Below are 12,737 nucleotides of genomic sequence, written 5' to 3' on the forward strand. Positions count from 1 at the left end.
AGTGGGTGTACCGATCAGGGGATGGGCGGCATCGCGTAGGTTTTGGCCGTTAGGAGGCCTTGGCGGCCTGTTGCTCTGCGATTTCTACCACATTGGCCACGAGTTCTACTCGAGTCATCGGACCAACACCACCGGGGTTCGGTGACATCGCCGAGGCCACATCGGCAACATCCGGGGCGACATCTCCCACAATACGGGTCTTGCCGTCTTCTTTGGTTTCACGGCTGACGCCCACATCGAGGATGACCACGCCGTCTTTGACCATGTCTTTGGTGACCATGCCGGGGTTGCCTGCGGCAGCGATGATGATATCTGCCTGACCGATGAGTTCTTCCATGTTGGTGGTACCCGTGTGGGCTGCAATGACGGTGGCGTTGACGTCACGCCGGGTGAACAGCAGCGTCGCTGGTCGCCCGATGGTGATCCCGCGGCCGATGACCAGCACGGTCTTGCCTTTGGTGTCGATATCGTAGGTCCGCAGCAGGGTCAGGCAGCCCTTTGGTGTGCACGGCAGCGGCCAGGTGACTTCCCCGCCGGCGGAGGCCACGAGGCGACCGAGGTTCAGTGGATGCAGACCGTCGGCGTCTTTGGCCGGATCAATTGCTTCTAGCACCGTGTCGGTGTCGATGTGTTTGGGCAGCGGCAACTGGACGATGTACCCGGTGCATTCTGGGTTGTTATTGAGTTCTTCGATGACTTCTAAGACTTCATCTTGGCTCGCGGTTTCGGGCAGTTCGCGATGCAGCGAGGTAATGCCAACCTCTTCCATATCGCGGATCTTGGCGCCGACATAGGACTGGGATCCTGCATCAGTTCCGACCAGCACGGTACCCAGACCCGGTGTAATGCCCTGCTCTTTGAGTTTGGCCACTCGTTCGGCGAGGTCTTCTTTCATCTGGGCCGCGGTAGCACGGCCATCTAATTTCAGTGCAGTCATGTGGTGGCGACGTCCTTGTCTGATAACTTCAATTGCTCATTAACCCACGTCCGGGCCCACCAACTTAGTGTAGTAGTGGGCCCGGACGGTGTCATTAGTCAGTCGGCAACCGGTTGTTTACCAGTTTTCGTATCCCTCGTAAAGCGGGAAGTCGTCAGCAAGTTTTTCGGTGCGAGCTCGCAGCGCCTCAACGTTTGGGTTTGGTTTCAAGGCTTGGGCGATCACGTCGGCGACTTCGGTGAACTCTTCGGCACCGAAGCCACGGGTGGCCAGCGCTGGAGTACCGATCCGCAAACCGGAGGTCGTCATCGGTGGGCGCGGATCCCACGGGACCGAGTTGCGGTTGACCGTAATGCCGACTTCGTCCAGGATGTTTTCGCCCTGTTTGCCGTCGAGTTCCGAGTTGCGCAGATCAACTAGCACCAGGTGCACGTCGGTGCCACCGGTGAGCACCGAAACGCCGTGGTCGGCAACGTCTTTTGCGGTCAGTCGTTCGGCCAGAATCTTGGCGCCTTCCAGCGTGCGCTGTTGGCGCTGTTTGAACTCTTCCGAAGCAGCAAGTTTGAATGCGACGGCTTTTCCTGCGATCGCGTGCATCAGCGGTCCACCCTGTTGGCCTGGGAAAACGCGCGAGTTAATTTTCTTGCCGTATTGTTCCTTGGCCAGGATGAAGCCGGAGCGTGGACCGGCCAGAGTTTTGTGCACCGTGGAGGAGACGACATCGGCGTGTGGGACCGGGTTCGGGTGCAGGCCTGCGGCAACCAGCCCGGCGAAGTGTGCCATATCAACCCAGAGTTTGGCACCGGCTTCTTCGGCGATGGAAGCAAAGGCTTCGAAGTCCAGTTGCCGCGGGTATGCGGACCAGCCGGCCACAATGACCTCTGGGCGTTCGGCCAGGGCTTGTTCGCGGACTTTGTCCATATCGATCCGGAAGGTTTCCCGGTCGACTTCATAGGCGACAATGTTGTGGCGCCGACCCGAGAAGTTCAGTGGCATCCCGTGGGTCAGGTGCCCGCCGTGATCCAAAGACAGTCCCATCAGGGTGTCACCGGGTTCCATGAGCGCTTCCATGACCGCCACGTTGGCCTGGGCGCCGGCGTGTGGCTGCACGTTGGCGTATTCGCCCCCAAAGAGTGCTTTGGCACGTTCGATCGCCAGATTTTCGGCGACATCAACGTGCTCGCATCCACCGTAGTATCGACGACCCGGGTACCCTTCGGCGTATTTATTAGTCAACACCGACCCTTGGGTTTCAAGAATTGCCCGGGGAACAAAGTTCTCCGAGGCAATCATTTCCAAGCTGTTGCGCTGGCGGCCTAGTTCAAGCCCCAGCACTTCGGCAATTTCCGGGTCAACTTCTGCCAACGGGGCATTGTTGACGTTTGCTATTTCAGACATCGCACTCCTGGTGAAAAAATTCTCTACGACTTCATACATCATAGTGCGTCACTACGCCGACGACGTGCAGTTGTTGCAAAGCACTGCAACGAGTATGCGACGAACGGTTGCTGGCCCGTTCACAGAGACGCGTGGCGAAAGACCAAGTCACCCTGCGTGCGCAAGACTTTGATGCCCGCCAATCACGCTGGGGGCTTGGGCCACAGACTTCAACCGCGGTTGCGGATATCAGTTGTGGATTCCCGACACCGCCGGGGTATTGCGTGCCGGGATAAAGCGCAGGATAGCCACGACCAACAGCAATGCGGTCATTCCGATCGTGGCAGAACTCAGGGCCCCGGCTTCGAGCGCCTGCCACCAGCCACCCTCTTGAGTCGGATCATTGAGCTCGACGGGCATGACGACCTCGGGGGTCACCGTAACCATCTGCCACCCTATGACCGCAAGAAGAGCCACTCCACCCACCAATGGCGGGATCCCCGAAGCGCCGGATACGCTGCGACGTTGTGCTAGGAAGAGCCACGCCACAAGACCAAACACAATAAACAACGCGAGAAGCTCACCATAGGCGGTCTCTGGAGTCGTCACACTGAGCGGCTCCAAATCCCAAGTCAGGTTGAGCCCCAGTGCCAACATTGCGGCACGAAACTCAAGGTATCCGACAATAAATACGAACAATAGAACAAGACTGAGTGCAACAATGCTTCGCCATATCAAAGACATACAAATTCCCCCTCGAGACCTTTGCTCCAGGGTAGAGGCCCTCAACCGGGGTATCAAGTCCCTGTAAGGTTGTTGTTCGTAACGTTATATGTGGTGACTGTCGGTTCGCCGACACGAGATTACCTGCCAGCGCGCTTGCAAACCCGGATGAAGATCCGGAGAACCAAGACCACGGTCAGTATCAAGCACAGGTTCCCTGACTGAGTTCTAGCAAGTACCCCGACGACGTCAGTGACGCTCCCAGCGCCTGAAGTCCAATAGACACGAAACTCAATAACATTTTTAGGTGCCAAGCCCCACCGGTGGGCAGACGATAATACGGCCAATCCAACACGAACCCCCGCTGCAGTAACTCTCTAGGCAATGCACGCCGCTGCACAATGGGCAGGTCAAAGACGACCTAGCGGAAGCTGCGCTTCTTATCAGACCGCTAGCCGTCCAACTTGGAGAGCAGGGTCTTATAGTAAAGGCATCGATTCAACTATCCTGCCTTTATGAGCTCCACTACCGCCTCCCCGACTGTTAGTGCTCCAGCCCATTGCCAAATCGCAATCATCGGTGCCGGTCAAGCCGGATTATCTGCGGCCGGCACCCTGCATCGGCGCGGCTTGCTCCCCGGACAAGACTTTGTCGTTCTCGACGGGAATGCAGGCCCCGGCGGAGCGTGGCGACACCGTTGGGATGCGCTCACTTTGGGACGGGCCCACGGCGTGCACGACCTCCCGGGCTTCCCGCTGGAACATCCCGATACCTGGCGCCCGGCTTCCGAGGTGGTCGCAGAATACTACGGCGCCTACGAAGACCATCTGGGACTGGACGTGATCCGTCCGGCCAAGGTGCGGGCCGTGACGCAATACAAGGATGGCCTGTTTCATATCTTTACCGAGGCCGGCGACTTCACCGCAGCTGCGGTTATTAACGCCACAGGCACCTGGGAGACCCCTAATATCCCGCATTATCCCGGACTGGAGCACTTTAAGGGTGAACAGTGGCACACCAAAACCTTTCGCGATGTCGAAGATTTCCGGGATCACCGGGTCTTGGTCGTGGGCGGGGGCGCATCCGCGACCCAATTTCTGATGATGTTAGAAGACGTCACCGACCACTCAGTGTGGGTTTCACGGTCGCTACCGCGCTGGAATGCCGCACCGTTTAACCCAGGTTGGGGCCGGGCCGTGGAACAACGTGTCACAACCCAGGTCACCGCCGGGTACGCCCCACGGTCGGTGGTCTCCAACACCGGCCTGCCGCTGGATCGTCAGACGCTGGCCCATATTGACCGCGGCACGCTGGTGTTTCGCGGTTTCATCGATTCCTTTGGTGAACACGAGGTCACGATCAGTGGCCCGGGTCCCGATGGCGCCACGGTGAACTCCCAGGGCCAAGCGGTCGATGACCTCCTGCGCGCAGGTGACCCTGCGGTAGCGAATCTGCACGACAATGCCGAAGTTTTGCCCGGGCACGGGACCGACATTGAGCACCAATGGGTGACCCCGATCGACTCAATCCTGTGGGGCACCGGTTTTCAACACAGCCTGGAGCATCTTGACCCGTTAGATATCCGCACTGCCCACGGCGGGGTGAAAGTCGAACGCGACGGTGTCACCGTCCCGGCTCAACCAGGTCTGTTCTTAGTGGGGTACGGTGCTTCTGCCTCGACGATCGGGGCCACGCGAGCGGGCCGGAAAGCAGCCGTTGCAGCGATCGGCTACAGTTCTTGAGCTAAGACTGAGGCCCTGCAGCGAAGATCACATCCCTCGATTTTTATGAATCATTCAAAAGTGTCATAATGGGGGCATTGATCAATTTGAGGAGGGTCAGGTGACCGCACAGCCGCACGAGTGGCCCACGCGTATCCGGGCAACCGGTTTACGTTCCACCCGGCAGCGCGTTGCGACGTTGGAATCTCTGGAACAGATGCCACACGCTACCGCTGAGGAACTGTTACAGCAGGTCCGCCTGAGCCTTCCAAAGATCACGATCCAATCGATCTACACCGTTGTGCAGTCGTTGGTAGATGTCGGCTTGATTCGCAAACTGGAGTTCGGCCCAACCGCCGCCCGGTTCGAGATTCAGCACGCCGACAATCACCACCACGTGCACTGTCGACATTGCGGACGCATCGAAGATGTCCCCTGCCAACATGGCAGTGCACCGTGTATGACACCGGCAACCACGCACGGCATGGTCATTGATACGGCAGACGTCGTCTACCACGGAGCCTGCACGCAATGTCTGGAGGACATTGCTGCCACAACGGCTCCTGGCACGCATCCAGTATCCGCCTAGCGGCGAGATCGATTTACGAGTTCACCTCATCTGTCTTTAAAGGAGACTGAGTACATGGCCGAAAAGCAAACCCCGCACGCCACCGGGTCCACTACCCAGGCTGGCATCCCAGCAGTCAGCGACCGGAACTCGCTGTCCGTTGGTTCAGACGGGCCAATTGTGTTGCACGACCATCACCTGGTCGAAACGCTGCAGCACTTCAACCGCATGAACATCCCAGAACGCCGCCCGCACGCGAAAGGCTCCGGCGCGTTTGGTACCTTCACTGTGACCGAAGATGTGTCACAGTACACCAAAGCTGCCATGTTCCAGCCCGGTGCTGAAACCGAGATGCTGGCACGGTTCTCTACCGTTGCCGGTGAGCTGGGTTCTCCAGATACCTGGCGCGACGTTCGCGGTTTCGCACTGAAGTTCTACACTTCCGAAGGCAACTTCGACCTGGTCGGCAACAACACCCCGATCTTCTTTGTGCGCGACCCAATGAAATTCCCACACTTCATTCGCTCGCAGAAGCGTCTGCCAGATTCCGGTCTGCGTGACGCCACCATGCAGTGGGACTTCTGGAGCCAGAACCCAGAATCAGCCCACCAGGTCACATACCTGATGGGTCCCCGCGGTCTACCAAAGACCTGGCGCAACATGAACGGCTACGGTTCCCACACCTACATGTGGGTCAATGCCGAAGGCGAGCGTTTCTGGGTCAAGTTCCACTTCCTGACCAACCAGGGCATGGAGCACCTGTCGAATGCTGAAGCTGATGCGTTGGCCGGCGAAGACGCTGAGTTCCACCGCCGTGACTTGTTCGATGCAATTGCCCGCGGCGACAACCCGTCATGGGATCTGTGGGTCCAGATCATGCCGTATGACGAGGCCAAGACCTACCGGTATAACCCATTCGATTTGACCAAGACCTGGTCGAAGAAGGATTATCCGCGCATTAAGGTCGGCACCATGGAGCTGAACCGCAACCCAGAAAACCACTTTGCTCAGATTGAGCAGGCGGCTTTCTCGCCGGCCAACATGGTTCCGGGCATTGGTATGTCGCCAGACAAGATGCTGTTGGGTCGTAACTTCGCTTACCAGGATGCTCAGCGTTACCGTATTGGCGCGAACTTCCAGCAGCTGCCGGTGAACGCACCAAAGACTGAGGTCCACACCTACAACTTCGAAGGTGCGATGTGGTACCACCACACCGGCAACCGCTCAGTGTATGCACCCAACTCGTTCGGTGATTCCTGGTCGGATGAAGTAGGCGCTATCGACACCTCGTGGGAAAACGACGGCGACCTGGTTCGTCAGGCCTACACATTGCGCAAAGATGATGATGACTTCCGTCAGGCCAACATCTTGGTCAACGAAGTCTTCACCCAGCAAGAACGCGACGACTTCGTCGACACCGTCTCGGGTGCGCTCGGCGATGTAGTCGAACCTGTGCTGACCAATGCGATCACCTACTGGAAGAATGTTGACGCGACGATCGGTCAGCGTATTGAAGACCGGGTGCGCGGCGCCTAACCGCTCGCACCCCTTCAGTTCACACTGACTCGCAGGCCCTGAACCACACGGTTCGGGGCCTGCGGCGTTTTCCACCCGAAGTGCAGACCGCGAATAACCGTTTCGGAACGGGTATTGGTTCGACGCCCATCTATAGTGTGCCCAGATCGGTTTAGCGCTAATATAGCCAGAGATCAACCAGTCGAGTAAGGAATGTTTCGCCCATGCCCACCGGCAATAATAGTCTTATCGTCAAACTGTCCTGCCCGAATCAACCCGGCATCGTGCACGCCATAACCGGGGCGTTACTCAAGGTCGACGCCAACATTTCCGAATCCCAACAGTTCGATTCCCCCAACACCGGCACCTTTTTCATGCGCGTGCAATTCACCACCGACGCGAACGTTGCCGACACCGAAGCAGCCATCGCCGATGTGGTCGAAGAATTCGACATGGACGCGAGCGTTTACGACGCTAATGCTAAAACCCGCACGCTGATTATGGTCTCCAAAGACGGTCGCACCATGAATGAGCTCCTCTTTCAGCAGCATGCCGGCACCTTGCCGGTCGAGGTTCCCGTCATCGTGTCCAACCACTTGGATCTACAGCCGATGGCCTATTTCTATGACGTCCCCTTCGTCCACATCCCGATCAATAAGAAGCCAGACGGCACCTCCAATAAGGCCGAAGCAGAAGCTCGGCTGATGGAGCTGGTTGACCAATACGATATCGAACTGGTCGTCTTAGCCCGTTACATGCAGATTCTGTCGGATGATCTCATCCAGAAACTTGATGGGAAGGCCATCAATATTCACCACTCCTTCCTCCCCTCGTTCAAAGGTGCCCGCCCCTACCACCAGGCGCATGATCGCGGTGTGAAACTGATTGGCGCCACGGCTCACTACGTCACAGCAGACCTCGATGAGGGACCCATCATCGAACAGCGGGTCCAGCGCGTCAACCACGCTCTGACCGCCCAAGACTTTGTCCAACGCGGTCGGGCCGTTGAAGGCGCCACCCTGGCCCAAGCCGTCCAATGGCACACCGAACACCGGGTGTTATTGGATGGCGACCGGACCGTGATCTTCGAATAAGCGCGCGGGCGCGCAACTAGTGACAGCCACCACGACTGGTTTTAGGGTGACCGTATGGCCATTATCAAAAAAGTCTTGGGCAAAACGCCCGATATTCACGAGTCCGTTTTCCTCGCCGAGACCGCCGCGATTACCGGCGATGTCACGATGAAAGAACAGTCCTCGGCGTTCTACGGTGTTTCGGCACGCGGAGATTCCGCCCCCATCAGTGTCGGAGCCCGCTCCAACCTGCAAGATAACGTCGTGCTGCACGCCGATTCTGGCTTCCCGTGCACCATCGGTGAAGACGTTTCGGTGGGTCACGCCGCGATCGTACACGGGGCCACCGTCGGTGATGGCGCGCTCATCGGCATGAACGCCACGGTTCTCAACGGAGCCAAGGTCGGCGCCGGGTCGCTGGTGGCCGCGAATTCCTTGGTGCCGGAAGGCATGGAGATTCCGCCGCACTCTTTAGTAGCTGGTGTGCCGGCCAAGGTTCGTCGCGAACTCACCGAGGAACAGGTTGCTGGGCTGAAACAGAACGCCGAGGGCTATTTGCGGTTATCGGCCGAGCATCTTAAGGCCGAAACCGTCGAGTAGCCTGGTGGGTGCGTGTGACGCGTTCGGCACGACGCACTGCTATCCTTTGACCACTTTCCGTGTGACCATAGGATTATGACTCAACGCATCGTGATTTTGCCTGTCCAGTCCGAGCGGGATGGCACTCCCTACGAGACCGCCCATGAACAGACGGTGGCGACCGCTGAGTCGCTGGGGTATTCGATCGTGGATCCCGATGATGGGAATGCCACCGCGATCGTCGTGGTGCAAATGCTCGACTCTGCGGTGGTCGAGCAGACGCTGGCCAACAACCCGGACGTCACCTGGGTGCAGTTACCGTTTGCAGGCGTAGAAACCTTCTTACCGGTGGCCCGTAAATACCCCAACGTGACCTTTACCTCGGCCAAAGGCTCCTACGCCCCACCGGTCGCAGAGCACGCGCTAGCTTTGACCCTGGCCCTGTTACGTCACCTGCCAGAGCGCATCCGTGCCACCACCTGGGGTGCTAGCTATGGCACAACCCTTAATGGCGCCAACGTGGTCATCGTCGGTGGCGGTGGGATCGGCCAAGAGCTCGTGCGACTGTTCTCCACGTGGAACACCACGATCACCGTGGTCCGGCGCAGCACGAAGACTGTACCCGGCGCGGACCGGACGGTCACCGCAGAGCAACTCGACAGCGTCTTACCCGAGGCTGACGTGGTGGTGCTCGCCGCGGCGGCCACCCCCGAAACGGACCGGATGTTCACGGCTAAACAATTCGAGCTCATGCACGATCAAGCGGTGTTAGTCAACATTGCCCGGGGCAGTCTCGTGGACACCGATGACCTCGTCGCAGCACTGGCAGATCATAAATTCCGTGGCGTCGGGTTGGACGTCACCGATCCGGAACCGCTGCCCGATGGTCACCCATTATGGGCCGAACCCAACTGCATCATCACCCCGCACACCGCAGACACCCCAGAGATGGTCATTCCCCTGCTTGACGAGCGCATTGTACGCAACCTCAAGAGCCTGGCTGACGGGAAATCACCTGATACATTGGAAGGTCTGGTCGATGTACAGGCCGGCTACTAAACCACTTCTTGGACGCGACTTGATGAGGGATTGCCCATGATGATTTCACCGCTGCATCGCTATCTTTCAGAGATGCTGGAAAACATCCGTCCCATGACGGCAGGCACGGTGAACCCGGTGACCGAAACCGCGACCAAACCCGACCTGAGCAAGTTGGCCATCACCCTGACCACAGTCAATGGCTTCCAGTATTCGTCCGGCGATGCGGACCATCGATTCGCGATTCAATCCATCGCCAAAGTCTTTGCCTACGGGCTGGCCCTCGACGATTTGGGCCCAACCGAAGTGGGCAAGAAAATCGATGTCGAACCATCCGGTGACCCCTTCAACGAGATCTCCCTGCAATCCGGGTCGGGCCGGCCAGCCAACCCGATGATTAATGCCGGGGCCATCGCAACCGTCGGACTCATCAAAGGCCGCGGCGGCGTCGACCGGCTCAGTCGGATCTCGCGCATCATGGACCTCGCGGCTGAAGGATCCCCCGGTGAGCTCGAAATTAACCGAACGGTGTATCACGCCGAAAACATCAACGGGCACCGTAACCGCGCGCTGGCCTGGTTGTTGCGCTCATTTGAGATTATTGATTCGGATCCCGAACCGGTCGTCCAAGATTATTTCTTAGAGTGTTCCACGGACGTCACCACTGAAAACCTGTCAATGATGGCTGCGACCCTGGCCAACAAGGGGGTCAATCCGGTCACGGGACGCGAAGTTTTCTCGGAAGAAACCACCCGCCAGGTGCTGGCGGTGATGATGACCTGTGGCATGTATGACGCAGCCGGCAACTGGATGATCGATATCGGCCTGCCGGCAAAATCCGGTGTCGATGGCGGCATCATGGTCGTCGTCCCGGGCCAGCTGGGCATCGGCGTCTACTCAGCACCCCTCGACAGTCACGGCAACTCGGTGCGCGGGGCCGCCGCAATTCGTCGCGTCACCCGCGATCTGGGCCTCCACTACGCTGATGCGTCACCGCTGGGTGGCTCGACCCTCCGCGCCCACTATTCACTGGCCGATGCCTCCTTAGGTGTGGTGCGCTCCACCGAACTCTCCAGGATCACGTCACAGTTCGGGGACCGCTGCCAGATCTTAGAGGTCTCCGGCGATCTCGGCTTTGCCGAAACCGAGACCATGGCTCGCACCATCGTCGAACTCGACGATGACGTGACCATGGTGATCATCGACTTCCAGGGCGTGGATGATTTCGGTCGTGCCGCTGTGCTGATGTTGGCCTCATTGACCGCCTTGTGGCGTGCCGAAGGCAAGGACGTCATCTTCATCGACTGGACCGAAACACTGGTCGAACACATTCTGGACTACATCGCCGTTCGGGACGATCTGGAACTTCCCGACCCGCGCGAAAAAGCCAAAGCCGCCTCTGCCGGCCACATCGATCTGCCCTGGGAGGCAGAAGACCTCGAACAAGACATCAACGGCGAATTCCGACTCTTTGACAACCGTTCGGCTGCCTTGGAATGGGCGGAACTTCGGCTGGCGCATCGTTATGCTCGGCAAATCTTGCAGACCGATGATACCCCGCGTGAACCCGAAAGCGCACCGGTGTTCGATTTCCTCGAAGACCGTGACGTCAATGTTTTAGCTGATTACATGGAGCTGCGCAGTTACACGGCGGGCACTATCATCCGTCGCGTGGGTCAGCCCTTCGGCGGGATCTATTTCATTCGCTCGGGCCGTGTGGAACTGGCGGCCGAAGGCAAGGATGACACCCGCTACCGTCACGTCTACCTCTCCCCCGGTTCAACCTTCGGTGAGTTTGCCCTGAGCTACACGGGTCGCCAGTTGACGACCATTCGCGCGATCGACGATGTCGAAGTGCTGGTGTTATCTGCACAAAAGATCGCAAAGATCGAAAAGTCCGATCCACAGCTGGCCATCCGGTTATGGACGGCCATTGCTCGCGAAGCCTACACGGTGTTGGAGCAGTCCTCTCGTGAAGCCGGCGCCCGTGAAGAATACGACCCCGAACAGGATTAAGTCCGAGCCATGCTCGTCAACTGACAGGACCGTCTTCCATCTGGCTCGTGCTTTGACCTGGTCTTCGACGCAGAACTATTGCCGATTGTGACCCGTAAAACACGTTAGAAAACATTCCTGGCTAGAGTGAGAGGCCTCACTCACGCTTAACCATGGAGTCTTTTGATCACGCTCGATTCGGTGTCGAAACGCTACTCCGGGAAATTTGGCAGTATTGATGCCTTGATCGATGTCTCGTTAGAAGTCGAACACGCAGATATCTTTGGCATTGTCGGATTTTCCGGAGCTGGCAAATCAACGCTCATCCGCATGGTGAATCGTCTCGAAAACCCGGACAGCGGGACCGTGACGGTCGATGGGCAAGATGTCACCTCCATGCGGCGGAAAGAGTTACTCGAAAGCCGTCGGAATGTTGGGATGGTGTTTCAGCAGTTTAATCTGCTCGAAACCAAGACGGTCTTCCGCAATGTTGCGATGCCGCTGATTCTGGCCGGGAGATCTCGTGCCGAAATCGCTCGCCGTGTGGATGAAGTCTTAGAGATCGTCGAACTGTCAGATAAACGCGAAGCCCGGATCAGCCAATTGTCCGGGGGTCAAAAACAACGCGTCGGTATCGCCCGAGCCTTAGCGACTGAGCCCGATATCTTATTATGTGACGAAGCGACCAGTGCGCTCGATCCAAAGACCACCGAATCCATCCTTCAGTTGCTCAAACGCATCAACCAGACCATGGGCGTGACGATATTGCTGATCACCCACCAAATGCATGTCGTCCAGCGAATCTGCAACAAGGTCGCCGTGATGGAAGGTGGGCGTGTGGTCGAACAAGGCACCGTCACCGAGGTTTTCGGGAATCCGCAATCCCCCACGACGCAAGAATTCGTACAGACCGTCATTAACGATCAGATACCGGAAGCCATCGCTGATCTCGTCAGAGAAGATGACCGGAACTATCGCATATATCGATTGCGCTATGTAGGAGCAACCAGGACAAATGCGTTTTTACCCCAGCTGAGTAGAGCCGACGGCCTTGAGGTCAATATCCTAGCGGCCACCGTGGAACAACTCGAGAACACGGTGGTCGGCGTTTTCCACCTCCAACTCGTCGGAAGCGATGCCGCTATTACCCATGGTGAACAGCTCATCGATGCGGCCGGAGTCGTGAAAGAGCCGGTGCAATTGTAATGGAC

Annotated in this window: 11 protein-coding genes; 8 read left to right on the top strand and 3 right to left on the bottom strand. The window is 58.0% G+C overall.

Annotation, left to right across the window (positions count from 1 at the left end):
* Positions 1-49 precede the first annotated feature (49 nt).
* The 3 genes from J2S62_RS09495 to J2S62_RS09505 form a co-directional block, all read right to left on the bottom strand.
* On the bottom strand, positions 50-937 hold the full coding sequence (locus tag J2S62_RS09495; protein WP_310174068.1) for a bifunctional methylenetetrahydrofolate dehydrogenase/methenyltetrahydrofolate cyclohydrolase: 888 nt from the start codon (positions 935-937) through the stop codon (positions 50-52).
* A 117-nt stretch (positions 938-1,054) separates the two neighbouring features.
* Positions 1,055-2,335 (bottom strand): serine hydroxymethyltransferase, encoded by a 1,281-nt coding sequence (gene glyA, locus J2S62_RS09500; RefSeq protein ID WP_310174072.1) that lies wholly within the window; start codon positions 2,333-2,335, stop codon positions 1,055-1,057.
* A 228-nt stretch (positions 2,336-2,563) separates the two neighbouring features.
* Entirely contained in the window at positions 2,564-3,058 is a 495-nt protein-coding gene (locus J2S62_RS09505; RefSeq protein WP_310174074.1) for a hypothetical protein, read from the bottom strand.
* Between the two features lie 494 nt (positions 3,059-3,552).
* Between J2S62_RS09505 and J2S62_RS09510 the strand changes: the two genes are divergently transcribed.
* The 8 genes from J2S62_RS09510 (at position 3,553) to J2S62_RS09545 (ending at position 12,732) form a co-directional block, all read left to right on the top strand.
* Complete coding sequence (locus J2S62_RS09510) at positions 3,553-4,779, top strand: flavin-containing monooxygenase (protein WP_310174076.1); 1,227 nt, start codon at positions 3,553-3,555, stop codon at positions 4,777-4,779.
* Positions 4,780-4,879: 100 nt separating this feature from the next.
* Complete coding sequence (locus J2S62_RS09515; RefSeq protein WP_310174079.1) at positions 4,880-5,347, top strand: Fur family transcriptional regulator; 468 nt, start codon at positions 4,880-4,882, stop codon at positions 5,345-5,347.
* A gap of 54 nt (positions 5,348-5,401) precedes the next feature.
* Complete coding sequence (locus tag J2S62_RS09520) at positions 5,402-6,862, top strand: catalase (protein WP_310174082.1); 1,461 nt, start codon at positions 5,402-5,404, stop codon at positions 6,860-6,862.
* Positions 6,863-7,065: 203 nt separating this feature from the next.
* Positions 7,066-7,935, top strand: coding sequence for a formyltetrahydrofolate deformylase (gene purU, locus J2S62_RS09525; RefSeq protein WP_310174084.1), 870 nt, complete (start codon positions 7,066-7,068; stop codon positions 7,933-7,935).
* A gap of 54 nt (positions 7,936-7,989) precedes the next feature.
* On the top strand, positions 7,990-8,514 hold the full coding sequence (locus tag J2S62_RS09530) for a gamma carbonic anhydrase family protein (RefSeq protein ID WP_310174086.1): 525 nt from the start codon (positions 7,990-7,992) through the stop codon (positions 8,512-8,514).
* Positions 8,515-8,589: 75 nt separating this feature from the next.
* Positions 8,590-9,552, top strand: coding sequence for an NAD(P)-dependent oxidoreductase (locus J2S62_RS09535; protein ID WP_310174089.1), 963 nt, complete (start codon positions 8,590-8,592; stop codon positions 9,550-9,552).
* 36 nt (positions 9,553-9,588) lie between these two features.
* On the top strand, positions 9,589-11,547 hold the full coding sequence (gene glsA, locus J2S62_RS09540) for a glutaminase A (RefSeq protein ID WP_310174091.1): 1,959 nt from the start codon (positions 9,589-9,591) through the stop codon (positions 11,545-11,547).
* Between the two features lie 162 nt (positions 11,548-11,709).
* Complete coding sequence (locus J2S62_RS09545) at positions 11,710-12,732, top strand: methionine ABC transporter ATP-binding protein (RefSeq protein WP_310174094.1); 1,023 nt, start codon at positions 11,710-11,712, stop codon at positions 12,730-12,732.
* Positions 12,733-12,737: the final 5 nt, after the last annotated feature.

This window comes from Enteractinococcus fodinae, assembly GCF_031458395.1.
GTDB lineage: Bacteria > Actinomycetota > Actinomycetes > Actinomycetales > Micrococcaceae > Yaniella > Yaniella fodinae.